20 protein-coding genes, 2 tRNA genes, 2 rRNA genes and 1 riboswitch (1 of these 25 only partly in view) are annotated in these 24157 nt (G+C 30.1%); of the genes, 5 read left to right on the top strand and 19 right to left on the bottom strand.

Annotation, left to right across the window (positions count from 1 at the left end):
• The 4 genes from ACTTAR_RS06120 to ACTTAR_RS06105 all read right to left on the bottom strand — a co-directional run.
• Nucleotides 1-197, bottom strand: a 23S ribosomal RNA gene (locus ACTTAR_RS06120); it reaches 2556 nt to the left of the window's first position.
• A 131-nt stretch (nt 198-328) separates the two neighbouring features.
• Nucleotides 329-404 (bottom strand) — tRNA-Ala (locus ACTTAR_RS06115).
• 12 nt (nt 405-416) lie between these two features.
• A tRNA-Ile gene (locus ACTTAR_RS06110) sits at nt 417-493 on the bottom strand.
• Between the two features lie 98 nt (nt 494-591).
• Nucleotides 592-2066 (bottom strand): 16S ribosomal RNA (locus tag ACTTAR_RS06105).
• Together the 16S and 23S rRNA genes with 2 tRNA genes alongside form the textbook arrangement of a ribosomal RNA operon.
• A 337-nt stretch (nt 2067-2403) precedes the next feature.
• On the opposite strand from ACTTAR_RS06105, the gene ACTTAR_RS06100 reads away from it, so the two are divergent.
• Nucleotides 2404-3696, top strand: coding sequence for a peptidoglycan DD-metalloendopeptidase family protein (locus ACTTAR_RS06100; RefSeq protein WP_440697984.1), 1293 nt, complete (start codon nt 2404-2406; stop codon nt 3694-3696).
• On the opposite strand, the gene ACTTAR_RS06095 is transcribed toward ACTTAR_RS06100, so the two are convergent.
• The 5 genes from ACTTAR_RS06095 to ACTTAR_RS06075 are packed head-to-tail and all read right to left on the bottom strand — an operon-like array spanning nt 3693 to nt 8390.
• Complete coding sequence (locus tag ACTTAR_RS06095) at nt 3693-4151, bottom strand: DUF4167 domain-containing protein (RefSeq protein WP_440697983.1); 459 nt, start codon at nt 4149-4151, stop codon at nt 3693-3695. The two genes, ACTTAR_RS06100 and ACTTAR_RS06095, sit on opposite strands and share 4 nt — an antisense overlap.
• A gap of 12 nt (nt 4152-4163) precedes the next feature.
• Nucleotides 4164-5006 carry a peptide chain release factor N(5)-glutamine methyltransferase gene (gene prmC / locus ACTTAR_RS06090; protein ID WP_440697982.1) on the bottom strand — a complete coding sequence of 281 codons (843 nt, stop codon included), beginning with the start codon at nt 5004-5006 and terminating at the stop codon, nt 4164-4166.
• Nucleotides 5006-6079, bottom strand: a complete 1074-nt coding sequence (gene prfA, locus ACTTAR_RS06085; RefSeq protein ID WP_440681217.1) for a peptide chain release factor 1 — start codon at nt 6077-6079, stop codon at nt 5006-5008. Before prfA ends, prmC begins: the two co-directional genes overlap by 1 nt.
• Nucleotides 6079-7176, bottom strand: a complete 1098-nt coding sequence (gene ispG / locus ACTTAR_RS06080; RefSeq protein WP_440697981.1) for a flavodoxin-dependent (E)-4-hydroxy-3-methylbut-2-enyl-diphosphate synthase — start codon at nt 7174-7176, stop codon at nt 6079-6081. The genes prfA and ispG overlap by 1 nt, the downstream gene beginning before the upstream one ends.
• Nucleotides 7177-7178: 2 nt before the next feature.
• Entirely contained in the window at nt 7179-8390 is a 1212-nt protein-coding gene (locus ACTTAR_RS06075) for an aspartate kinase (RefSeq protein ID WP_440697979.1), read from the bottom strand.
• Nucleotides 8391-8467: 77 nt separating this feature from the next.
• Here ACTTAR_RS06075 and ubiG point away from each other — a divergent pair, with 77 nt between their 5' ends.
• Nucleotides 8468-9190, top strand: a complete 723-nt coding sequence (gene ubiG / locus ACTTAR_RS06070) for a bifunctional 2-polyprenyl-6-hydroxyphenol methylase/3-demethylubiquinol 3-O-methyltransferase UbiG (RefSeq protein ID WP_440697978.1) — start codon at nt 8468-8470, stop codon at nt 9188-9190.
• On the opposite strand, the gene ACTTAR_RS06065 is transcribed toward ubiG, so the two are convergent.
• Nucleotides 9187-9615, bottom strand: coding sequence for a DUF1178 family protein (locus tag ACTTAR_RS06065; RefSeq protein ID WP_440697977.1), 429 nt, complete (start codon nt 9613-9615; stop codon nt 9187-9189). The two genes, ubiG and ACTTAR_RS06065, sit on opposite strands and share 4 nt — an antisense overlap.
• Nucleotides 9616-9658: 43 nt before the next feature.
• The gene (gene argJ, locus ACTTAR_RS06060; protein ID WP_440697976.1) at nt 9659-10960 is read right to left on the bottom strand and encodes a bifunctional glutamate N-acetyltransferase/amino-acid acetyltransferase ArgJ; all 1302 of its coding nucleotides are present in this window, start codon (nt 10958-10960) and stop codon (nt 9659-9661) included.
• Between the two features lie 65 nt (nt 10961-11025).
• On the opposite strand from argJ, the gene secA reads away from it, so the two are divergent.
• Nucleotides 11026-13572 (top strand): preprotein translocase subunit SecA, encoded by a 2547-nt coding sequence (secA, locus tag ACTTAR_RS06055; RefSeq protein WP_440697975.1) that lies wholly within the window; start codon nt 11026-11028, stop codon nt 13570-13572.
• 2 nt (nt 13573-13574) lie between these two features.
• On the opposite strand, the gene ACTTAR_RS06050 is transcribed toward secA, so the two are convergent.
• On the bottom strand, nt 13575-14669 hold the full coding sequence (locus ACTTAR_RS06050; protein WP_440697974.1) for an acetyl-CoA carboxylase carboxyltransferase subunit alpha: 1095 nt from the start codon (nt 14667-14669) through the stop codon (nt 13575-13577).
• Nucleotides 14670-14773: 104 nt separating this feature from the next.
• Nucleotides 14774-14857: riboswitch (glycine riboswitch) on the top strand.
• Nucleotides 14858-14936: 79 nt separating this feature from the next.
• Between ACTTAR_RS06050 and ACTTAR_RS06045 the strand changes: the two genes are divergently transcribed.
• Nucleotides 14937-17099: a malate synthase G gene (locus ACTTAR_RS06045; RefSeq protein WP_440697973.1), complete on the top strand. Its 2163-nt coding sequence runs from the start codon at nt 14937-14939 to the stop codon at nt 17097-17099.
• Here the strand turns inward: ACTTAR_RS06045 and recR are convergent.
• The 5 genes from recR to kdsB form a co-directional block, all read right to left on the bottom strand.
• Nucleotides 17086-17697 carry a recombination mediator RecR gene (gene recR, locus ACTTAR_RS06040; RefSeq protein ID WP_440681227.1) on the bottom strand — a complete coding sequence of 204 codons (612 nt, stop codon included), beginning with the start codon at nt 17695-17697 and terminating at the stop codon, nt 17086-17088. The two genes, ACTTAR_RS06045 and recR, sit on opposite strands and share 14 nt — an antisense overlap.
• Before the next feature lie 3 nt (nt 17698-17700).
• Nucleotides 17701-18018, bottom strand: a complete 318-nt coding sequence (locus tag ACTTAR_RS06035; RefSeq protein WP_440681228.1) for a YbaB/EbfC family nucleoid-associated protein — start codon at nt 18016-18018, stop codon at nt 17701-17703.
• Nucleotides 18011-19657: a DNA polymerase III subunit gamma/tau gene (dnaX, locus tag ACTTAR_RS06030; RefSeq protein ID WP_440697972.1), complete on the bottom strand. Its 1647-nt coding sequence runs from the start codon at nt 19655-19657 to the stop codon at nt 18011-18013. The genes ACTTAR_RS06035 and dnaX overlap by 8 nt, the downstream gene beginning before the upstream one ends.
• Nucleotides 19658-19801: 144 nt before the next feature.
• The gene (locus ACTTAR_RS06025; RefSeq protein WP_440681230.1) at nt 19802-20635 is read right to left on the bottom strand and encodes a prephenate dehydratase domain-containing protein; all 834 of its coding nucleotides are present in this window, start codon (nt 20633-20635) and stop codon (nt 19802-19804) included.
• Complete coding sequence (gene kdsB, locus ACTTAR_RS06020; RefSeq protein WP_440697971.1) at nt 20632-21366, bottom strand: 3-deoxy-manno-octulosonate cytidylyltransferase; 735 nt, start codon at nt 21364-21366, stop codon at nt 20632-20634. The genes ACTTAR_RS06025 and kdsB overlap by 4 nt, the downstream gene beginning before the upstream one ends.
• A 112-nt stretch (nt 21367-21478) precedes the next feature.
• On the opposite strand from kdsB, the gene ACTTAR_RS06015 reads away from it, so the two are divergent.
• Entirely contained in the window at nt 21479-22018 is a 540-nt protein-coding gene (locus ACTTAR_RS06015) for a c-type cytochrome (protein WP_440697970.1), read from the top strand.
• Here the strand turns inward: ACTTAR_RS06015 and argF are convergent.
• On the bottom strand, nt 22010-22939 hold the full coding sequence (argF, locus tag ACTTAR_RS06010) for an ornithine carbamoyltransferase (RefSeq protein WP_440697969.1): 930 nt from the start codon (nt 22937-22939) through the stop codon (nt 22010-22012). The genes ACTTAR_RS06015 and argF overlap by 9 nt on opposite strands.
• Nucleotides 22940-22941: 2 nt before the next feature.
• Nucleotides 22942-24108 (bottom strand): aspartate aminotransferase family protein, encoded by a 1167-nt coding sequence (locus ACTTAR_RS06005; RefSeq protein ID WP_440697968.1) that lies wholly within the window; start codon nt 24106-24108, stop codon nt 22942-22944.
• Nucleotides 24109-24157: the final 49 nt, after the last annotated feature.

Below are 24157 nucleotides of genomic sequence, written 5' to 3'. Positions count from 1 at the left end.
GATGTTTCAGTTCTCCAGGTTGTCTCTTTAAACCTATGTATTCAGTTTAAAGTACCACATAAAGTGGTGGGTTTCCCCATTCGGAAATTTTCGGATCAAAACTTACATACAGCTCCCCGAAACTTATCGCAGTATATCACGTCCTTCATCGGCTTTCAGTGCCAAGGCATCCACTACACGCCCTTAAACGCTTGATTTATGCACAGAAAAAAATTCTGTGTTGAATCAAATTTTTATTTTGAACATTAGCTAATAACGTTACTAATGTTCGGATATAGATATTGATATTAATTATTAATTCTTAACGATTTTTTATAACTAAGTGTTTTGGTGGAGGATAGCGGGATCGAACCGCTGACCTCCTGAATGCAAATCAGGCGCTCTCCCAGCTGAGCTAATCCCCCATGATCTTAAATTGGTGGGCCGAGAAAGACTCGAACTTTCGACCCCACCCTTATCAAGGGTGTGCTCTAACCAACTGAGCTACCGGCCCCTATGCAAAGAGAAACACTACTTTAAGAAGAGAAATGAGGACGGTCAACATTACCTGTATATTATTTAGAATGAAATTTTACTTTCATTCATCCTTAGAAAGGAGGTAATCCAGCCGCAGGTTCCCCTACGGCTACCTTGTTACGACTTCACCCCAGTCGCTGACTATACCGTGGTCAAGGGTTTTAAACCTTGCCTTAAGGTAGAACCAACTCCCATGGTGTGACGGGCGGTGTGTACAAGACCCGGGAACGCATTCACCGTGGCACGCTGATCCACGATTACTAGTAATTCCAGCTTCATGCACTCGAGTTGCAGAGTGCAATCCGAACTGAGGTATCTTTTAAGGATTTGCTTGACCTCGCAGTCTTGCTTCCTGTTGTAGATACCATTGTAGCACGTGTGTAGCCCAACACGTAAGGGCCATGAGGACTTGACGTCATCCCCACCTTCCTCCAGCTTATCACTGGCAGTTCTTTCAGAGTGCCCAACTTAATGATGGCAACTAAAAGTGAGGGTTGCGCTCGTTGCGGGACTTAACCCAACATCTCACGACACGAGCTGACGACAGCCATGCAGCACCTGTGTTTCGTCCGGCCGAACCGAAAACTCTAATCTCTTAGAGTCGCGACGAACATGTCAAGTGTTGGTAAGGTTCTGCGCGTATCTTCGAATTAAACCACATGCTCCACTACTTGTGCGGGTCCCCGTCAATTCATTTGAGTTTTAACCTTGCGGTCGTACTCCCCAGGCGGTGTGTTTATCGCTTTCGCTGCGACACTGAAAATAAATTTCCAACGTCTAACACACATCGTTTACGGCATGGACTACGAGGGTATCTAATCCTCTTCGCTACCCATGCTTTCGTTCCTCAGTGTCAGTAATGATCCAGAAAGCTGCCTTCGCAATTGGTATTCTTTCTAATATCTACGAATTTCACCTCTACACTAGAAATTCTGCTTTCCTCTATCATACTCTAGCTGAAAAGTTTTAATGGCAGTTCCAGAGTTAAGCTCTGGGATTTCACCACTAACTTTTTCAACCACCTACGAACTCTTTAAGCCCAGTAATTCCGAACTACGCTAGGTCCCTTCGTATTACCGCGGCTGCTGGCACGAAGTTAGCCGGACCTTCTTATTCGGGTACAGTCATTTTCTTCCCCGACGAAAGAGCTTTACAACCCAAAGGCCTTCTTCACTCACGCGGCATCGCTGCATCAGAGTTTCCTCCATTGTGCAAGATTCCCCACTGCTGCCTCCCGTAGGAGTTTGGGCCGTGTCTCAGTCCCAATGTGGCTGATCATCCTCTCAAATCAGCTATTGATCACAGTCTTGGTAGGCCATTACCCCACCAACAAACTAATCAAGTGCAGGCTCATCCAATGGTGCATAAAGCTTTCTCCGTAAAGACTTATCCGGTATTAGCACAAGTTTCCTCGTGTTATTCCAGGCCAAAGGGTAGATACCTACATGTTACTCACCCGTCTGCCACTAAGTATTGCTACTTCGTTCGACTTGCATGTGTTAGGCGTGCCGCCAGCGTACGTTCTGAGCCATGATCAAACTCTCAAGTTTAAAAACGGCGCACACTAGCTTCCATATAAATTCTAAGAATAAAATTTATATGTGATTGAAGTGTGTACGACAAATTTTTGGTAACCTTAACCGTCCACACTTCTCTTCTTAAATTTTTACTTTTTAAATAGCTAATTGAGCAAAAAAGGCTCAATAAATCTCACTAATTTATTGTGTTAACAATAATTTTATTGAGAAAGTTCAGTGCTTATAGGCTAAAATTATAGGAAATCAAGCATATTACATTAAAAAAAAAGATAAAAATGATAGACTTTACTTGGTTTTTTTTGATTTTTAAGAGGCACTAAACTAATAATTGCACATTATTTATTTGAAGATGCTTAAAAATATTACAAAAAAAATAAAAAAAAATTTTGAAATATTTGGACTAGTTGTTCTAATTATAATTGTAGCTCTTTCCACAAATTACTTTAACGCAAAAAAAAATACCGAAATTCAAACTTTTAATAATTTTATAGATAATATTTATTTTAAAAAAACATTAAAGCATGTTGTTGCTAATCTTGAACCTAAATATAAAAAAATAAAACATAAAATTAGACCAGGTGAAACTTTTGATAAAATTTTAGAGAGTTATGAAATTAAAAAAGATGAAATAATAAAAATAAAACAATCTCTTAAAGGTAAAACTAATTTGAATAAATTAAACACCAGACAAATTATTTATTTTAGTTTAGATAAAACAAACAATAAAATTAACGAATTTACTTTTCAAATTTCAAATACCCAGAAAATATATTTAAAAAGAAATTTTGATAGCGATGATTTCAAAAATGAGATGCTCGCTATAAAATTAGATAAAAAAATAATTTATAAAGAAAATATAATTTTACAAAGTTTATATAAATCAGCGTCAGATGAAAATGTACCACCAAATACTATAATTGAATTTGCTAGAATTTATGGTTTTCAAGTTGATTTTCAAAGAGACATTAGAAAAGAAGATAAATTTCAAATTATGTATGAAATATTTTTAAATGAAAATAATGAAATTGTTGAAACAGGCGAAATTCTTTTTGCAAACTTAGAACTGAGTGGACAAGATAATAGTTTATATTATTTTGATCATGAAGGAAGTGAAGGACATTACGATAAAAATGGTAAAAGTGTTAAGAAAGCATTAATGAAAACTCCAATTAATGGAGCTAGACTTTCCTCTCCATTTGGAATGAGAAAACATCCTATCGATGGATTTAATAAAATGCACAGAGGTACAGATTTTGCTGCACCAACTGGAACACCTATAATGGCTTCAGGTGATGGGGTTGTTAAAAAAGCTGGATGGTGTGGAGGCGGAGGTAATTGCGTGAAAATTAGACATAATTCAACTTATCAAACAATTTATGCTCATATGTCAAAATTTGCTAGAGGGATAAAAAGTGGTGTAAGAGTTAAACAGGGACAAACCATAGGTTATGTTGGATCAACAGGAAAATCGACTGGTCCACATTTACATTACGAAGTAATAGTAAATGGTAAAAAAGTTAACTCACAAAAATTAAAGCTTCCATCAGGAAAAATTTTAAAAGGGAATGAAAGAAAAATTTTTGAAACTAAAAAAATTAAACTTGACGTTCTTAAATCTGAAAAAATTATTGGATTAAATTAAACTATCTCAGCCTGAGATTTTGCAGTCTTTTTAACTTCCTTTTTTTCTAAAACTTCTGATTTATCTTCTTCTTTATTTTGATCAGTTATATCCACAACGTTATCTGAAGTCTCTTCACTCAATTCAGCGCTATTTTCAACGTTTTCTGAAAATCTTTCCCTTCTTTGAATTTCTCTTTCATTAAGTACTCTTGTGAAATGGTCTGCATGTTGCATGTAATTTTCTGACAAAATTTTATCTCCATTAGAAAGAGCCTCTCTAGCTAAATCATTATACTTTTCAATTAACTTTGCAGCATTATGGTTATTTCTTCCTGGTGCTTTTCTTTTAAAATTTTCATTATTTGAAAAGTTTGATGAAAATTTTTGTCTATCACCATTAGATTTAAAATTTCTATCATTTCTTCTAAAATTACTACGTCTGTTATTATTGTTGTTATTTCTAAATGTTACCATGATTTTAATAAATTATATTTTTGTTGAAATGATGCATCGATCATTCTTTGCAAGATCTTTCTCTACACTATTAATATAATATCCTTCTTTCTTTAATAAATTTATAACTTTATATTTTTGGTCAAATCCAATTTCTAATATCAATTTGCCATTTTTTTTAATCAGCTCAGAAGATTTTTTTATAACTTTTCTGATTTCTGATAAGCCATCTAATCCGCCATCTAATGCCAATTTTGGTTCAAAACTAGCAACATCTTTATCCAAATATTTAATTTTACTTTTTTCAATATAAGGAGGATTAGATACAATCAAATCATATTTGCCTAATGTAAATTTGTCAACATTTGATTTAAATAGTTTTAATCTGCTAAATACGTTGAGACGATTAGCATTAATTCTGCTTATATTTAAACAGTTTTTACTCAAATCAATGCCAGTGCCATAAAAATCTTTTTTTTCTTTTAACACTGATAATAGAATACATCCAGAACCAACACCAATATCAAGAATACTCAATTTTTTTTTATGCTTAGTTAATTTTAAAATATTCTCAACAATCAATTCAGTATCAGGACGTGGAATTAATGTATGATTGTTGATATAGAACTCCGAGCTCCAAAAAAACTTTTGATTAGTTAATTGAGCTATAGGTTTTCTTTTTAATCTTTCATTTATTAATTTGCTAAAAAAACTTAAATTTTCTTTACTTATTTTTTTATTAGAATTTAGTAAAATATACTTTCTGTCTCTATTAATTGCTTTTGCCATTAATATCTCGGAATCTAAGTATGCATTCGGTATGGATTTATAACTTAAAGCTTTAGAGCCATTCTTAATTGCCTCTGAAATAATCATTAATTTAAATTACTCAAACTTTCTTCTTGTGCTTGTAAAGTTAATGCCTCAATCATCTCATCAAAAACCTCACCCTCTAAAAATTCATCCAATTTATGAAGTGTTAAGTTTATTCTATGATCTGTAACTCTGCCTTGAGGGAAATTATAAGTTCTTATTCTTTCAGATCTATCTCCTGTCCCAATTTTTGTTTTTCGATCTTGAGATCTCTCTTGATCAATTCTAGATCTCTCCAACTCATATAAGCGAGCTCTTAAGATCTTCATACCTTTAGCTTTATTTTTATGCTGTGATTTTTCATCTTGCTGGGAGACTGAAATTCCAGTTGGAATATGAGTTATCCTAACTGCGCTATCAGTAGTATTTACAGACTGGCCACCAGGTCCGCCAGCTCTAAAAACATCTATTCTCAAATCAGAGTCATTAATTTTTAAATCAACTTCTTCAGCTTCAGGTAAAACAGCAACCGTGGCCGCTGAAGTGTGAACTCTACCTTGAGTTTCAGTATCTGGCACTCTTTGTACTCTATGAACTCCACTTTCATATTTTAATGTTGAATAAATATTACTTCCTTTAATTGAGGCAATTACTTCTTTCAAACCACCAGCATCACTTCTTGAAATAGAAATCATTTCCAAGGACCATTTCTTTTTATGACTTACTTTTTCATACATTTTAAACAAATCTGATGCGAATAAACTCGCCTCTAATCCTCCTGTCCCCGCTCTAATTTCTATGATTGCATTTTTTTTATCTGCTTCATCTTTTGGAAGCAAAAATAATTTTAATTTTTTTTCATTAATTTCATACTGAGTTTTTAATTCTGTTAATTCAGAATCTGCCATATTTTTAAGCTCTTCATCAGAAGAACTGTCATTTAAAATTTTTTCTAACTCATTTTTATCATTTTCAAAGGAAACATAGCTTTTAGCTACCTCAATAATCTCATTTACATCTGAATATTCTTTCGATTTTTCAGCAAATAATTTTTTATCTAAGTCCCCTGAAGAAAGTTCTTTCTCAAGAGTAGAGTGTTTAGTTATAAGTTCTTCAACTGTTTTTATTGGTATCATTATTTTTTTTCCAGTTCAGAAGCTTTTTTTTCAACTTCTGATACAACTCTGTTAATTATATCTCCAGTTAAAACTTTTTCACTTTGTACTCCAGAAAGATAAAGCATATTATTCCCCTTTCCACCTCCTGTAATACCAATATCTGTTAATGCAGCCTCACCAGGTCCGTTTACAACACAGCCTATAATTGAGAGTGTCATTGGAGTTTTAATGTGTGATAATTTTTGTTCGAGTATTTTTACAGTATCTATTACCTCAAAACCTTGTCTTGCGCATGAAGGGCATGAAATTATTTTTACTCCTCTTTTTCTTAATCCTAAAGATTTTAGTATCTCATTCCCAATTTTAATTTCCTTTACTGGGTCATCTGATAAGGAAACTCTTATAGTATCTCCAATTCCATCCAAAAGTAATGATCCAAGACCTATAGAGGATTTTATACTTCCTGGAATAAAACTACCAGCTTCAGTAATCCCAAGATGAAGTGGATAATCAGTTACTTTGGATAGCTGTCTGTAAGCAGCGATTGACAAAAAAACATCTGAAGATTTAACACTAATTTTAAAATTAAAAAAATCCTGATCTTCTAAAATTTTAATATTTCGAATAGCACTTTCAACTAAAGCCTCTGGACAAGGTTCTTTATATTTCTCTAATATATCTTTTTCTAAAGATCCAGCATTGACACCAATTCTAATTGAACAATTATTATCTTTTGCAGCCTTTAAAACCTCATGAACTTTATCTCTGTCACCAATATTTCCTGGATTAATTCTTAAACATTTAGCTCCATTTTCAGCTGCTTCAATAGCTCTTTTATAGTGAAAATGAATATCGGCAACTACTGGAATTTGAACATTTTTAGTAATTTCTTTTAAAGCTTTTGATGAACTTTCATCTGGACAAGATACTCTTACAATGTCTGCACCTTCTTCATGTATTTCATTAATTTGTTTTATAGTTGCAGCAACATCAGTGGTTAAAGTATTTGTCATAGATTGAACTGAAATTGGATTGTCTCCTCCAATTTTAACATCGCCAACCTTAATAACTTTTGTTTTTCTTCGATTGATATTTCTAAATGGTCTAAGACTCATAACTAGTCTAATTTAAATTCTTTATGAAGGGCAGCTACTGCTTTTTTTACATTTTTTGAAGAGACTAGTACAGAAATTTTAATCTCTGAAGTTGATATCACAAGTATATTAATTTTTTTTGAAGCTAATGCCTGAAACATTCTATAAGTTATTCCAGGAGTAGTGATCATACCAACTCCAATTATTGATACTTTTGATACATTTTTATCAAAAGTTAATTCTTTGTATGAAATTGACTTATTTTTCTTAATTAACTTTTCTGTTTTTTTTAAATCATCAGCTTTAATTGTAAAAGTTAAATCAGTTTCTTTTCCATTTTGAGATATATTTTGGACAACCATATCCACATTTATTAAATTTTTGGATAAAGGTCTAAATATAGATGCGGCAATTCCTGGTTTATCTTTAACTCCAACGATTGTTATTTTTGCATCATTTTTAGTTGATGAAATTCCTGTAATTATTTGATCACTAAATGATTTTTTTGAACCTGTAATTAATGTCCCAGACTTAGAAACAAATGAAGATTTTACTCTAATGTCTATATTATTTAATTTTGCATCTTGAACAGATGTGGGCTGCATTACTTTTGAGCCTAATGATGCCATTTCTAACATCTCATCATAAAATATTTTTTTAATTTTCTTTGCTTTTTTATACAGTCTAGGATCAGTGGTATATACACCATCAACATCAGTATAAATTATACATTCATCTGCTTTAATAAATTTTGCTAACATTATTGCTGTTGCATCTGAACCACTTCTACCAATCGTTGTAATTCTATAATTGTTATTTATTCCTTGAAATCCAGTAATGATTGGTATTCCACCTGATTTTAAATAATTATTTAACTCTTTTACCTTAACAGATGAAATTCTTGCACCAGAATGAGGTCCCTCTGTTAAAATAGGAAGTTGCCATGAAATAATAGATCTAGATTTAAAACCTTCATGTTTTAATCTTCCTGCAATTAAAGCACAAGAAACTTGCTCTCCAGTTGATACTAACGCATCATACTCAGCTCTATCAAAATTATTACTAATTGATTTTGATTTATTTACTAAATCGTTTGTCACACCACTCATCGCAGAAGAAACAACTACAACTCTATTTCTCTTTTTTTTATAAAAGGCAATAATTTTGCAGACTTTTTTAATTCTCTCTATACTTCCAACTGAAGTACCACCAAATTTTAAAACAACTGTTTTCATGATCTTTTTAAAAAATTATTATTTAATAAATGTTTGATAAAATACATCTTAATTGTTATGTCAACTAATTATCTAATATGACCACTATTAACAAAAAAGAAATAGAAAAATTTTCAAAAATGGCAGATGAATGGTGGGATCCAAATGGAAAATTTAAACCTTTGCATAAATTTAACCCTATTAGAATTCAATATATTAAAGAAAACATAATTAAAAATTTTAATTTGCCAAAAAATAATGAACCTTTGTCAGGTATCAATATTTTAGATATAGGTTGTGGAGGTGGTCTTTTGTCAGAGCCAATGAGTAGACTAGGAGCAAATGTTACAGGTATTGATGCTTCTGAAAAAAATATTCAAATTGCAAAATTACATTCAAAAAAAAATAAATTAAAAATAAATTATATATGTTCATCACCAGAAAAAATAAATGTGAAAAAAAAATTTGATGTCATTTTAAATATGGAAATTGTTGAACATGTTGAAGATATTGAGTTATTTTTAAAATCCTCGTCAAATCTACTAAAAAAAAATGGGTTAATGTTTATTGCAACAATAAATAAAACACTAAAATCTTATATTTTTGCAATTGTTGGAGCTGAATATATTCTCAGATGGTTACCTAAAGGAACACATGAATGGGAAAAATTTGTTAAACCTGAGGATCTAAAAAAAATTCTATATAAAAATAATCTTTCTTTAAGTAAGCTCAATGGTATGAACTTTGATATTATTAAAGATCAATGGAAAATCTCTAACGACTTATCAGTAAACTATATAGCAAAATTTTTAAAAAACTAATTTTCTTGATCTTCTATCCAGGGAATTATTTGAGTATCAATACCCTCATCTTTTAACTCTTTGATATCTTTATTAGATGCTGTTCCATAAATACCTTTTGATTTTTTTTTGCTATTATAATGAATAGTTCTAGCCTCATAAGCAAAATTATCACCTACATATTTAAAATTATCTTTAATAAACTTTTGATAACTCTTTATGGTTTTTTTTACTTCATTTAATTTTTTGAGATCTATTCTTTTTTCTGATTTCTTCTTACTATTTATTAATTGAGGCGACATTAAACTTTTCTCAACTTTTTGAGAATTGCAATTATGACAATTTAAAAATTTTCTTCTTTTTAATTTTTCAAATTCATTCGATGAAGCAAACCAACTATCAAATTGAATACTACAATCTTTGCAAATAAGTCTATATTTAATCATATTTTTACATTTATTTAATTACTTCATCTAATTTTGCAATATCTCAGCTTCTATAATCAGCATTAATCTCAATGTATTTTTTTGTAAGATCCATCGTGTACGCAGTAAAATTTTTTAATCCGGTGTAAATTTCTATATTAATTTCAATATTCTCACCTTTCATATATTGAGCTGCAACTTCCTCATTATAGCTTGAATGTAATTTCCCGTTATCAATAATTTTTATTTTTCCCAATTTTATATTTAATTTTTTTATATTTATTTTTACATTAGCTTTACCAATTGCCATAATTACTCTGCCCCAGTTAGGATCCTCCCCAGCAATTGCAGTTTTAACTAATGGAGAATTGGCAATAGAAAAGGCAATTTTTTTTGCTTCTTCCTCGCTTTTACATCTAGCAACATTTACAGAAATAAACTTTGAAGCACCCTCACCATCTGCAACTACTCTTTTGGCTAAATTAAGCAAAACATTATTTAAGGCACTATCAAATTTCTTTATTTTATTATCATTAATATTTTTGATTTGAGGATTTTGTACTTTATTTGTAGCAAAAATACTTGCCATATCATTAGTACTTGTATCTCCATCGCAAGAAATAGCATTAAAAGTATTATATATATTTTTTTTTAACAATTTTTTTAAAATTTCATTTGATAAAGTTGCGTCAGTAAAAACATAAGCAAGAGTAGTTGCCATGTTTGGATAAATCATTCCTGATCCTTTAGCTATTCCATAAATTTTTACATTTTTATTTCCTATCTTGCATTCTTCCATAGCTAATTTTGGTTTAGTATCTGTGGTCATTATTCCAAGTGCTGCCTTCATCCATATAAATTTGTTTTGGGTATATCTGACTTTATTAACTAAATTTGGAATTTGACTTGCTACTTGATCATAAGGAAACTTTTCACCAATAGTTCCCGTACAACCAAACAAGATATCTTTTGGTGAAATTTTTTGAGGTCTGTCTTCATCTTGTTTTTGTTTTTCAGTTAATTCTTTAGAGATTATATCTGCAAGTTTTTTTAAACTTTCATAACCCTGTGAACCTGTAAATGCATTTGCGTTTCTGGTATTAACTAATAGAGAAAATATTTTTTTTGAATTTTGTGCTAAATTCCATTTTATATTTTCAGAAACAATATTTGATTGGGTATAAACAGATGCATAATTAGCTCCATCCCTAAAATAAAACATTGATAGATCATCTCTATTATTTTTATACAAATTAGCACTTAAAACCGAGATTGATAGACCATCTATATGATCTAGGTCCTGAAAATCAATCATTCTGGTGTTGTTTGATTTAGATGATAAAAAGTTTGATAAATTAATTCCCATGATATTTAAAATATTTATTTAATACATATATTAAAGCATATAAATAAAGAATAAATCAAATAGTCATGTTTAACCCACTTAATTTAATCTCAAAGTTCATCAAATCTAGTAATCAAAAAGAGTTGGATAGGATTGGAAAAATTGTTGAAAAAATAAATTTACTTGAAGAAAAGTTTATTAATTTAAATGACTCAGATTTTCCAAAAAGAACTGTTGAGTTTAAAGATCAAATAAAAAATGGAACATCCCTAGATCAAATTTTGCCAGAAGCTTTTGCTCTTGTAAGAGAGGCTGCAAAAAGAACTCGTAAGGAGAGACATTTTGATGTTCAATTAATTGGCGGAGTAGCTCTTCATGAAGGTAAAATTGCTGAAATGAGAACTGGAGAGGGTAAAACTTTAACAATTACCTTGGCAGCTTATCTAAATGCTCTTAATGAAAAGGGTGTGCACATTGTAACTGTTAATGATTATTTAGCAAAAAGAGATTCTATAGAAATGGGAGAAATATACAATTTTCTAGGTCTGACCTCGGGATTTATAAATAACGATCAAGATGATGTTGAAAGAAAAAAAAATTATAACTGTGATATAACTTATGCAACTAATAGTGAGCTAGGTTTTGATTATTTAAGAGATAATATGAAATTCTCTGAAAACCAGATGGTTCAAAGGGAACATCACTTCTCAATAGTAGATGAAATAGATTCATGTTTAATCGATGAAGCCAGAACTCCTCTAGTTATATCAGGAGCTGCTGAAGACAAAACTGCTCAATACTTAGCCATAGATAAATTAGTAAGATTATTAAATGATAAAGATTATGATATTGATGAAAAAGAAAAAAGCATTCTACTTACAAATGAAGGAATCAATAATGTTGAAAAACTTTTTTCAAATGCTGGTATTTTAAAAAATAATAATTTTTATGATCCAGAAAATCTTCATCTAGTTCATCATGTAAACCAAGCCCTTCGAGCAAATCATTTATTTGAAAAAGGCAGGGATTATATTGTAAAGGAAGGTAGTCTTAAAATTATAGATGAGCTAACAGGAAGAATTTTAGAAGGAAGGCGTTTTGGAGATGGTTTGCATCAAGCTCTTGAAGCTAAAGAAAAAATTCAGGTTCAGGCAGAAAACCAAACATTGGCTTCTATAACTTATCAAAATTATTTTAAACTTTATAAAAAAATTTCAGGATGTACTGGAACTGCAGCCACAGAGGCTGAAGAATTTTTTGAAATCTATAATTTACCAGTATTAGTAATTCCAACAAATAACGATATGATAAGAAAAGATTTCAACGATTTAATCTTTAGAACTGAAAAAGAAAAAAATGATGCTATTATTAATAAAATTATAGAACGTCATAATATTGGTCAGCCAATTTTAGTTTTTACATCAAGCATCAATAAATCTGAAGTTTACTCAAACTTATTAAACCAAAAAAATATTAAACATGTTGTGCTAAACGCTAAAAATCATGAAAATGAAGCAGAAATAATAGCAAATGCTGGAAAAGAGAAATCATTAATAATTACAACAAGCATTTCTGGAAGAGGTGTTGATATACAACTTGGTGGAAAAAAAGGATCTATTCCTGACGATGAGCTTAAAAATAATAAAGAAAGAATTAAATCTTTAGGTGGTTTGTTTGTTATTGGAACTGAAAGAATGGAGTCAAGAAGAGTTGATAATCAAGCAAGGGGAAGAGCGGGAAGACAGGGAGATGAAGGAAGTTCTGTTTTTTATGTAAGCTTAGAAGACGACCTGATGAGAATTTTTGGGTCAGAGTCAATGAATACAATGCTTGAAAAACTTGGTCTTAAAGATGGAGAAAGTATTGACCACCCATGGATAAATAAAGCGCTCGAAAGAGCACAACAAAAAGTTGAAGCTCGTAACTTTGATATTCGGAAAACTCTTATAAAATTTGATAATGTGCTTAATGATCAAAGACATGTAGTTTTTTCACAAAGAAAAAATGCAATGAATAGTGAGCATATTTTTGATTACTCAGATGAATTTTTAAAAGAGATTAATGATGATTTAATTAAACTTAAAATTTCAAATTTATCTGATCCTAAAAGTAATGAGTTCAGTAATAGGATTAGACAAATTGTGGGTAAAAGCTTCAATGAAATTGAATTAAAAGAGTTAATTGAAGCAAAAGATATTGAGCTAAAAGAAAAAATTTTTAGCAAATTTAGTGAAACAAGAAACGAAAGAATTAAAATTTTAGGTGAAGATCATGCTAAAGATATTGAGAAAAGAATTTTTCTTCAATCAATTGATTTAAATTGGAAATCTCATATTCAATATTTAGAACAACTAAGACAAGTAATTGGACTTAGATCATATGGTCAAAGAGATCCATTGGTAGAGTACAAAAAAGAAGCTTTCGAATTATTTTCAAATCTTTTAGAAAAACTAAAACTTGATTATGTTACCATTTTAATGAATTTAAAAATTGTTAGAGACTCAGGTCAAAACGAAAAAAAGAATGAGGAAGAAAATACAAAACAAATATTAAAAAATAAAAAAATTGGTAGGAATGAACCTTGTTTTTGCGGCTCAGGAAAAAAATTCAAACACTGCCACGGATCCTTATAAATTTAAAATAAGAAAAAAGCTGTTATTAATAATATTACTCCAGCACCAATTGCTATTAAACTCTTTTTAGATTTAAAGATTTTTTCTAAATTGTTTCCTTTGACACTAAGAGTGCTTAAATCTTCAGTAGTACTTATAAAACCTTCATTTCTTCCTATTTTTAGAAATTTATTTTTTCTTTCATTGACAATATCCTCAGAGCTTAATTCTTTAAAATATTCTAAATTACTAATTAATGATTTTTTTAAATTTTCTAACATCAAATCCCTATCTCTATGTGCTCCTCCAATAGGTTCTTTGATAATTTCATCAATAACTTTTAATTTTAACAAATCTTTAGCTGATAATTTCATGGCTTTTGCTGCATCAAGCATTTTTTTTGGATCCCTCCACAAAATTGTGGCACATCCCTCAGGTGAAATAACTGAATAAATTGCATTCTCTAGCATTATAACTTTGTTGGATGAAGCTAGAGCTATTGCACCACCAGAGCCTCCTTCTCCAATAATTACTGCAATTGTAGGAACCTTAAGCTCCATGCAACATTCGATAGATTTTGCAATCGCCTCTGCTTGTCCTCTTTCTTCAGCACCTACTCCTGGATAAGCTCCTGGAGTGTCAATAAATGAGATTATTGGAATATTAAATTTATTAGCTAATTTCATTAATCTTATTGTTTTTCTATAACCCTCTGGTCTCATCATTCCAAAATTTCTCTCTATTCTGCTCTCTAAATCTTCTCCCTTTTCTTGACCGATTACTAAAACTGATTGACCATTAAACTTTGCGAAACCAGTTAAAACTGATTTATCCTCTCCATAATAACGGTCTCCAGACAAAGAAATAAAATCCTCAAATAAATTATCTATAAAAAATTTAGATTTAGGTCTGTCTTCATGACGTGCAACCATTGTTGTTTGCCAAGGATCCAGGTTTGAATAAATATTTTTTAGTTTTTCATCTATTTCTGACTGTGTACTTGAAATTTTTTGGGTATCTACTTCAGATAATCCATCTTGGTTATATGGATCTTTTAATTTCTCTAGCTCATTTTCTAGATCTTTAATTTCCGTCTCAAAATTTAGGTAATTTTTCATATAATATTTATATCGGATGGTTAGATTAGAAAAAAGGCAATAAAGTGATCAATTATAAGACTTTGTAATTGTTATCAATTGACTTAATTCTTTTTAAAGATACAAATTATCTATCGGGAGAGACTATTATTAGCGCCGAAGGAGCAACCGCCCCGGAAACTCTCAGGCAAAAGGACCGATTAAAGCATAACACTCTGGAAAGAGATTAATTTCCGCCGAAGGAGCAAAACTCTCAGGCAAAGATACAGATGGGGTAATAAAAGTGCTATGCAACATAAATATATACAAATTAAAAATCTTAAAGTTTCAGAAAATCTTGCAAAATTCATAGAAGAAGAATTGTTAAAAGACACAGATGTCAGTGTAGAAAATTTTTGGACAGGTTTTGAGAAGTCTCTAGATGAGTTAGTTCCAAAAAATAGAGACTTAATAAAAATCAGAGAAAATTTACAAAAAAAAATAAATGATTGGCACATAAATAACAAAGGTGAGGAATTAAATTTAGAAGAATACAAAAAATTTTTATTAGAAATTGGTTATTTAAAAAATGAAGGACCTGATTTTAAAATTGAAACAGAAAATGTTGATGATGAAATCACAAGTATAGCTGGTCCTCAATTAGTAGTACCTGTTATGAATGCTAGATACGCATTAAACGCTGCTAACGCAAGATGGATGAGTTTATATGATAGCCTTTATGGTACTGATGTAATTGAACAATCTGAAGATAGTGTATCTGAAAGATATGATCCTCTGAGAGGTGAGATGGTAATAAAATATGGAAGAGATTTTTTAGATAAATATTTTCCTTTGAAAGGACTTAGTTGGCAAAAAATTACAAGTTTTGCAATTAAAGATGGTAAGTTTAAAGTATTAAAAGGAGCTGATATTTTTGATTTACAAGATGAAAATAAATTTATTGGTCATAGAGGCGAAATTGATAATCCTTCAGCGATAATTTTAAAAAATAATAATTTACATATTGAAATACTAAAAGACTCGAGAGCATTTGCAGCTCAACAAGATCATGCTGGGATTAGTGATATAATTCTGGAGTCTGCGGTTTCAACTATCTGTGATAATGAAGATAGTGTTGCTGCCGTAGATGCCGAAGATAAAATCATTTGTTATCGAAATTGGCTTGGTTTAATGAAGGGAGATTTGAAATCTACTTTTGAAAAAGATGGTAAATTATTTGAAAGAAAACTAAATCCAAATAGAAGTTATGTTTCAAAAGAAGGTAAAGGTTTAAAACTTCATGGTAGAAGTCTTTTATTAGTAAGGAATGTAGGTCATCTTATGACCAATCCATCAATAATATTAAGTGATGGAAATGAAATTCCTGAAGGTATCATGGATGCATTTATTACTACAGCTGCTGCTTTACATGATCTTAAGAATAAAAATAACTCAAGGAGAGGTTCAATTTATATTGTTAAGCCTAAAATGCATGGACCAGATGAAACTGAATTTACTGATCAAATTTTTTCTAAAGTTGAAGAGGTCTTAGGTTTAAAAAAATACACATGTAAAATTGGAATAATGGACGAGGAAAGAAGAACTTCAGCTAACCTTAAAGAATGTATTAGAAACCTTAAAAATAGAGTGTTTTTCATAAACACTGGTTTCCTAGATAGAACAGGTGATGAAATGCATACATCAATGGAAGCAGGTCCTATGATTAAAAAAGGTGACATGAAGACTTCTAAATGGATTAACGCCTATGAAAATAATAATGTTGATGTTGGTTTAAGATGTGGTTTTTCGGGCAAAGCACAAATAGGAAAAGGAATGTGGGCAATGCCGGATAAAATGAAAGATATGATGGAGCAAAAAACTGGACATTTAAAAGCAGGAGCTAATTGTGCATGGGTACCATCTCCAACAGCAGCTGCTTTACATGCTTTACATTATCATGAAATAAATATTTTTGGTGAGCAAAAAAAATTAATCAACAGGGAAGCAGCTAAACTAGATGATCTCTTAACAATACCAGTAGCAGATAGACCAAATTGGTCAGTAGAAGAGATAAATAAAGAAATTTCTAATTCAGCACAAACCTTATTAGGTTATGTGGTTAGATGGGTTGATCAGGGGGTTGGTTGCTCTAAAGTTCCTGATATTAACAATGTGGGATTAATGGAAGATAGAGCAACACTTAGAATTTCATCTCAACATATTGCAAATTGGATTCATCATGGAATTACAACTAAAATACAAGTAACTGAAATCATGAAAGATATGGCTAAAATTGTTGACGATCAAAATAAAAACGACCCAAAATATGTTAAGATGAGTGATAATTTTGATAGTTCAATAGCTTTTCAAACTGCATGTGATTTAGTGTTTAAAGGTAAAGAACAACCATCAGGTTATACTGAACCTTTGCTTCACTTAAATCGATTGAATAAAAAATCTAATCTGAATTAGAAACTAAACTAGATCTATTTTTAAAAGCAGAAAATAAAGTTCCATCATCCAAACTTTCAATTTCTCCACCCACTGGCAGTCCTTGTGCAAGCTTAGTTATTTTAATATTTAAATTTTTTAAACTATCTTGAATATAATATGCTGTTGTTTGACCTTCAACAGTTGCGCTAGTTGCAAGAATTACTTCCTCAATATTTTCTCGATTAACTCGATCAACTAGAGAATTTATTAAAAGATCTTCTTTTCTTTGACCTACTGAAGATATTGTTCCACCCAATATATGAAAGTAACCTTGGAATATATTTGAATTTTCTATAGACCACTGATCTGCAATATCTTCGACAACACAAATTTTATTGTATTTAGTATTTTTGTCCTCACAATTAATACATCCTGTTGAAATAGATTTTAAAGATCCGCAAGAGTTACATCTAACAACATTTTTATAAAGTTGAGCCAAAGTATTTGCCATTGGTTTAACAAGTTCATCTCGATTATTGATCATCTTTAAAACAATCCTTTTTGCTGACTTTGGTCCTAAACCTGGAAGTTTAGAGATTAGCTTTATTAATTCTTCTATCTCACTAATGTTTTGCATTTATTATAAAGGCCACTTAAAACCAGGTACTCCAAAGCCTCCTGTTGCTTTTGAAATTTCCTCAGTTGTTTTTGATTTTAGCTGAGATTTAGCGCTGTTATGAGCGGCAACAATTAAATCTTCTATGATTGTTTTATCTTCTTTCATTATTTCATCCGATAAATTAATTTTTTGCATCTCACCTTCTCCATCCAGTACAATTTTTACCGAATTAGACCCAGAAACTCCCTCAACTCTTATCTCTTTTATTTTTGCTTGGCTCTCTTTCATTTTTGCTTCAAGTTCCTTAGCTTTGTCTAAAATTTTACTAAAATCAGTCATTTGAATCTCCTTCTTTAATTAAACTTACATCTATCAACTCAGCATCTGGAAAATTATCAATTACTTTTTTAAAAATATCTGATTTTTTTGCCTCTTCTACCAATAACTTTTTATTTTGAACAATTTTATCTTTTATAGAAATTTCACCTTTTGCCTTACTAAACGTAATAATCCATCTTTCATTAGTCCACTCAAAAAGTTTTGTCGATAAATCTTTTACAAAGTTTTTATCTAAATTATCATTAAAGGATATCTCGATTCTATTTTGCTCAAATTTTACTAGATTAACATTTTTTTCTAATTCATATTTTAATTTAATTTCTTTTTTGTCTAGACAAATTTGGATTAGACCTTCAAGAGAATTAATTTTTAAAGAGCTATCAGCCTTAACTTCATTAGAGAGTTCTGGTTTGCTTTTTTCTTCTTGAGCAATATTTTTTATTTGATTTACAGTTGGAGAAGACAGATTTTTTTCTTTAATTTCATTAGAATTATTAAAATCTTTAATATCATCCATTTTAGTTTTAGATTTAGTAGAGCTTAAATACATCAATCTGATAAGAAACATTTCAATTGACAAATGTTGATTGGAAACAATATCTAGCTCCTCAAGGGTAGAAATAGTAAATTGCCAAAATAATATCAACGTATCTGGGTTTACTTGATTTTCTATATTTTTAATTTTTTCAAATTCATCATCATTTAGAGAAAAATTGGTACTTTCTAAACTTAGTGAATTTATATTTTTAAAATAATATAATAATTCTAGAAAATCATTTATAAATACTTTTGGTTCAACACCTTGGTCATAAATTTTTCTATAAGTATTAATTACTTTATCCTCTTCCCCTTTTAAAATTAATTCAAATAAATCTATAAGTTGTGATTTATCAAAATATCCAAATATTTTTTGTGCAGCTACTAAATCTAATTCTACGTCATTTTCTAAACTTAACATGGCCCTATCTAAAAGCGACAAAGCATCTCTAACGGAACCCTCAGAAATTTTAACAATTAATTTTAAAGCATCATCTGAAATGTTTCCTTTCTCTTTGTCTTTTATTTTTTTTATAAATTCCAATAATTCTGAAGATTTAATTCTAGACAAATCAAATCTTTGACACCTTGATACTACAGTTATTGGTATTTTTTTAATTTCAGTAGTTGCAAAAATAAATTTTAAATATGGGGGTGGTTCTTCTAATGTTTTTAGTAATGCGTTAAATGCCTGTTTACTGAGCATATGAACCTCATCGATGATAAAAATTTTAAATTTTGCTGTAGTTGGTCCATATCTAGAAAATTCAATTAAATCTCTAACATCATCTACACCTGTTTTGCTAGCTGCATCCATCTCAAGAACATCAATATGTCTTGAATTACTAATCGCATCACAATGTTCACAATAATTTTCCTCACATAAATTTTCTATTCCATTTGAACAATTAAGTGCTTTAGCAACAATTCTTGCTGTTGTCGTTTTTCCTATCCCTCTAATTCCTGTAAATAAGTAAGCGTTAGGAACCTTATTTGCTATAATAGAATTAATTATTGTTTCAGCTACTACTTCTTGACCAATGAGATGATCAAATGTTTGAGGTCTATATTTTAAAGCTAATACTTTAGAATTATTATTCATATTTATATAATTTAGGAGACTAGAACCTGAATAACTGTCTCTACGACTGCTTCCGTTAAGATCTGGTCGGGTTCAAGCAGCATCCACCTCTAGCCTCCAGATCTATTATAGCAGTTAAAATTTCTAATCCACAAGAAAAGAATATTATTTTTTTTCTCTAAGGGTATCTGCCTCAAACACACCTAAAACGTGAAAATCTTCACAGTGAAGACCTAACTCTTCTAAAGATTTTTGAACTTTTAAATCCTCAATATGTCCATCTAAATCACATAAGAAAAAATATGAATCAAAACTATTTTTTTCTGGGTAACTTTGCAATTTTGTTAAATTGACACCATTTATAGCAAAACCTCCTAGTGACTGGTAGAGGGCTGCTGGTTTACTTTTAAGTTTAAACAAAAAAGAGGTTATATATTTTTTATCTTTAAATTCAGGTTGAGAAATATTTTTTCCCATAACTAAAAATCTAGTCAAGTTTCCAGTCTCATTCTCTATATTTTTTTTTATTATTTCTAATCCATAAATTTCAGCACTTAATGAAGATGCGATTGCAGCTTGTTTTGGATCTTTTGTTTTAGAAATCATTTCTGCAGATCCAGCTGTATCTGCTCTTATATGTTCAGATAAATTATTTTCTTTAATGAAATTTGAACATTGAGATAAACCTTGTGCATGAGAATATACTTCTTTGATACTTTCTAGTTTTACACCAGGTTGTCCAAGTAAATTATGTTCAATTTTTTGAAAGTGTTCCTTATAAATATTTAATCTGTGTTTAAAAATTAAATATTCAATTCCTATATTTCCAGTAATTCTGTTAGACTCAGGAATTATAATCTTGCACTCATGCTCTTCGGAAGCTTTATTAAAACAATCATCAAAAGTTTTACAAGGTATAATCTCAGCATCTGGATCAATTGATAGAGCGGCTAAATGTGAATACGCACCATAAGTTCCTTGGAAATATATTTTGCTCATAACGATTTATATTCCATAATTTTTTTCAAGGCCAGATAATCTTCCTCGGTATCAACCCCTATAGGATTTGAATTGGCTATACTTACATTGATATCAATTTTATTATCTAAAGCTCTCAATTGCTCTAGTCTAAATTTAATTTCATTTTCTGTTTGATTTAAATTTACAAACTTTTCAAGTGTATCAGCAGCGTAACAATAAATACCAATATGATGATAAGTATTACTGATATTTTTAGATATTCGATTAAATGACTTAGCTTTAGAAAAATTATTATCCTCAAGTTTTTTTTCTGTTAATACTTTAACAACATTTTCATTTTCCAAATCTTTCTGATCTTTTATTTTGGCTGCAAGTGTGCCTATCTTTGATTTATGGACAATCATTTTTTGATTTAAGCTAATTATATCTTCAACTTTAATAGATGGTTCATCTCCTTGTAAATTCATAATCAAATCAATATTTTTTATATTTAGTTTTTTATAGGCCTCATAAATCCTATCAGTCCCAGTTTTATGTTTATTGCTCGTTAAAATAGCTTTAAAACCATTTTTTTTAACATCATCAACAATTTCTTGATCTTCTGTTGCCACATAAACATCCCCAATATTTGCCTCTGATGCTCTTTTGCAAACATGAGAAATAATTGATAAATCATTAATTTTTAACAAAGGTTTGCCTGGAAGTCTGGTAGCAGACATTCTTGAGGGTATAATAATTATGGTTTTCATTATTTTTGATTTATTTAACCATTAATTAATGAGAGAGGCAAATTTATACATTAAATTTTAGCGATTTTTTTATTTAACGTGTTATACGTTCAATCTCATAATAAAAAAAAAAATGGATTCTTTTGAAATAAATAAGATTATTGCAGCAGTATTAATAGTTGCTCTTTTGGTTATAGGAATCGGTAAACTATCTGATGCTATATTTTATGTGGAGAAGCCTGAAACTCCTGGCTATACAGTTGAAATAGAGAATGCAACCACTGTATCTACTTCTAGTTCTGCAAAAGAAGAGGAAAAAATAGATATTGCAGCATTAATGGCAATGGGAGATATAGCAACTGGTGAAAAAGTTTTTAAAAAGTGTGCAGCATGTCATTCAATAATTAAAGGTGGAAAAAATGCAATAGGGCCAGCTCTCTACAACGTGGTGGGAAGAAAAGTTGGATCTATAGAAGACTATAAGTATTCAAAAGCATTAGCAGCTTATGACAAAGAATGGACATTTGAGGAATTAAATGGTTTTCTTCAAAAGCCAGCAAAATATATTAAGGGAACCAAAATGGCCTATGCTGGACTTAGAAAAGAGAGTGATAGAGCATCAGTAATTAAATATTTAAATGAGAATTCAGATAATCCAGTACCTCTACCTTAGTTTCCCAAAACAATATAATAAAATACTTTTTTGTACGTGAACTCTATTTAGAGCTTGCTGCCAAACATGAGAATTTTTTCCTAGAAAAACTTCTTCACTAACTTCATCTCCTCTAGGCAAACAATGTAAAAATATACAATTTTTATTTGCAAAGCTCATTAGTTTTTTGTTTATTTTAAATTTCTTGAAAGCTTGTATTTTATTTTTCTTATTAACTTTATCATTTAGAGAAATTACTTTATCAGAAAAAATTACATCTGCTCCCACTGCAGCTTTTTTAGGGTCATTGTATATAAATATTTTTTTTTTATTTTTTTTAACCCAATTTCTGACTTGTTGTCCTGGTTCAAATTTTTTTGGACAACCAATTTTCAATTTAAATGAAAATTTAACTGAAGCCGCAATTAAACTATCTAAAACATTGTTAGAGTCGCCTATCCAACAAATATTTAATTTAGAAATAGGTTTTTTTGTTATTTCCTCAACTGTAAAAACATCTGATAGAACCTGGGTTGGATGAGAAGATGGACTCAAACCATTAATTACTGGTATTGATAGATGATCTTTAAAATCCTCAACTTTTTTATCACTATCAGTTCTCAACATAAATCCATCCCCATATGTTGAGAGAATTTTAGCAGTATCAGCAATACTTTCGCCCCCTTGACCTAAGTGTAATTCGTTAGAACGTAAAGTTAAGGTTCCGCCACCAAGTTGTTTTATTGCTAAATAAAAGCTTAATCGAGTTCTTAAACTTGATTTTTCAAACATCTGTATTAGCAATTTTCCTTTTAAAGGTGCTCCTTTATCTAGCTCAAGTGTACTTAATTTTTTTCTTAAATTTTTTCTTTTTTTTGCATCAATTAAAATCTTTCTTAGGTCTTTAGCAGGTATATCTTTTAAATTTATAAAATGTTTCATTATTATTTTAACTCTTCACATACTTTTTTAATAATTTTTAAAGCTTGATTAATTTCAACTTTTTTAACATTTAATGGTGGTAGAATACGAACCACATTTTCAGCAGCACGTATAGTTAAAAGTTTATTATCCATTAGTTTTTTTATAAATAATGTTTGATCTTTTTGAAGTTGAATTCCGATTAATAAACCTTTCCCTCTAATCTGCTTAATAATTTTAGGATACTTATCTTTAATATTATTTAGATTTGATATGAAATGTTTTGATAAATTTTTTACATTTGTTAAAAATTTCTTATTTGAAACAATATCCATAACAGCATTACCAACTGACATTGCTAAAGGATTTCCTCCAAATGTTGATCCGTGTGTGCCTGGCACCATACCAATAGCAACTTTTTTATTCATTAAAACTGCTCCAATTGGAAAACCGCCACCAATTCCTTTTGCAATTGGTACAATGTCTGGCTTAACTTTAGATTTTTCAAATGCGAAAAAATCACCAGATCTTCCAATTCCGCACTGAACCTCATCAAGTATCAATAATATATTTTTTTTATCACATAATTTTCTTAATTCTCTCAAGCACCAATCAGGAATAACTTTAATACCACCTTCACCCATTATTGTTTCAACCATGATTGCAGCAGTGTTTTTGGTTATTTTTTTTTTCAATAATTCATGATTGCCAAAATCAAAATGATCAAAACCATTTACTTTTGGACCAAATCCTTCTGTCATTTTTTTAGAACCACTTGCAAATATTGCTGCCAGAGTTCTTCCATGAAATGAATTTTTTACACATAAAATTCTATTTTTATTTGGTTTTCCTATAGAAAAAAAATATCTTCTAGCAACTTTTATAGCAGCTTCAGTGGCTTCTGCCCCACTATTTTGAAACATGACAAAATCTGCAAAAGTATTTTTACATAATTTTTTAGCTAATCTTTCTCCCTCTGGAATTTGAAAAGCATTTGAAACATGCCAAAGTTTTTTTGATTGCTTGTTAATTGTTTTTACTAATTTTGGGTGTGCATGGCCTAATGAATTTACAGCTATACCACTTACAAAATCTAGATATTTCTTTCCATCAGTGGAATATAAATAACTTCCCTTTCCATGACTAAATGAAATTTTTTTTCTATTATAATTTTTAGCTAGATTGCTCATAAATAAATTTTGTTTTTATAAATTTTAATTAATAGATACAAGTTATGAT

It is taken from the genome of Candidatus Pelagibacter sp. HIMB1709 (genome assembly GCF_052047635.1).
Lineage (GTDB): Bacteria > Pseudomonadota > Alphaproteobacteria > Pelagibacterales > Pelagibacteraceae > Pelagibacter.
Note: the sequence above shows the minus strand (reverse complement) of the source record. Positions and strands in the feature narration are given on the sequence as shown.

Bases quoted from the DNA above. Each gene is read 5' to 3' on its own strand.
- ACTTAR_RS06100 (WP_440697984.1), top strand. From the start codon at position 2,404: ATGCTTAAAAATATTACAAAAAAAATAAAAAAAAATTTTGAAATATTT.
- ACTTAR_RS06025 (WP_440681230.1), bottom strand. From the start codon at position 20,635: ATGAGCAAAATATATTTCCAAGGAACTTATGGTGCGTATTCACATTTA.
- ubiG (WP_440697978.1), top strand. From the start codon at position 8,468: ATGACCACTATTAACAAAAAAGAAATAGAAAAATTTTCAAAAATGGCA.
- ACTTAR_RS06005 (WP_440697968.1), bottom strand. From the start codon at position 24,108: ATGAGCAATCTAGCTAAAAATTATAATAGAAAAAAAATTTCATTTAGT.
- ACTTAR_RS06050 (WP_440697974.1), bottom strand. From the start codon at position 14,669: ATGAAAAATTACCTAAATTTTGAGACGGAAATTAAAGATCTAGAAAAT.
- ACTTAR_RS06035 (WP_440681228.1), bottom strand. From the start codon at position 18,018: ATGACTGATTTTAGTAAAATTTTAGACAAAGCTAAGGAACTTGAAGCA.
- argJ (WP_440697976.1), bottom strand. From the start codon at position 10,960: ATGGGAATTAATTTATCAAACTTTTTATCATCTAAATCAAACAACACC.
- prfA (WP_440681217.1), bottom strand. From the start codon at position 6,079: ATGATACCAATAAAAACAGTTGAAGAACTTATAACTAAACACTCTACT.
- argF (WP_440697969.1), bottom strand. From the start codon at position 22,939: ATGAAACATTTTATAAATTTAAAAGATATACCTGCTAAAGACCTAAGA.
- ACTTAR_RS06045 (WP_440697973.1), top strand. From the start codon at position 14,937: ATGCAACATAAATATATACAAATTAAAAATCTTAAAGTTTCAGAAAAT.
- ispG (WP_440697981.1), bottom strand. From the start codon at position 7,176: ATGAGTCTTAGACCATTTAGAAATATCAATCGAAGAAAAACAAAAGTT.
- secA (WP_440697975.1), top strand. From the start codon at position 11,026: ATGTTTAACCCACTTAATTTAATCTCAAAGTTCATCAAATCTAGTAAT.
- dnaX (WP_440697972.1), bottom strand. From the start codon at position 19,657: ATGAATAATAATTCTAAAGTATTAGCTTTAAAATATAGACCTCAAACA.
- recR (WP_440681227.1), bottom strand. From the start codon at position 17,697: ATGCAAAACATTAGTGAGATAGAAGAATTAATAAAGCTAATCTCTAAA.
- ACTTAR_RS06095 (WP_440697983.1), bottom strand. From the start codon at position 4,151: ATGGTAACATTTAGAAATAACAACAATAATAACAGACGTAGTAATTTT.
- kdsB (WP_440697971.1), bottom strand. From the start codon at position 21,366: ATGAAAACCATAATTATTATACCCTCAAGAATGTCTGCTACCAGACTT.
- prmC (WP_440697982.1), bottom strand. From the start codon at position 5,006: ATGATTATTTCAGAGGCAATTAAGAATGGCTCTAAAGCTTTAAGTTAT.
- ACTTAR_RS06015 (WP_440697970.1), top strand. From the start codon at position 21,479: ATGGATTCTTTTGAAATAAATAAGATTATTGCAGCAGTATTAATAGTT.
- ACTTAR_RS06075 (WP_440697979.1), bottom strand. From the start codon at position 8,390: ATGAAAACAGTTGTTTTAAAATTTGGTGGTACTTCAGTTGGAAGTATA.
- ACTTAR_RS06065 (WP_440697977.1), bottom strand. From the start codon at position 9,615: ATGATTAAATATAGACTTATTTGCAAAGATTGTAGTATTCAATTTGAT.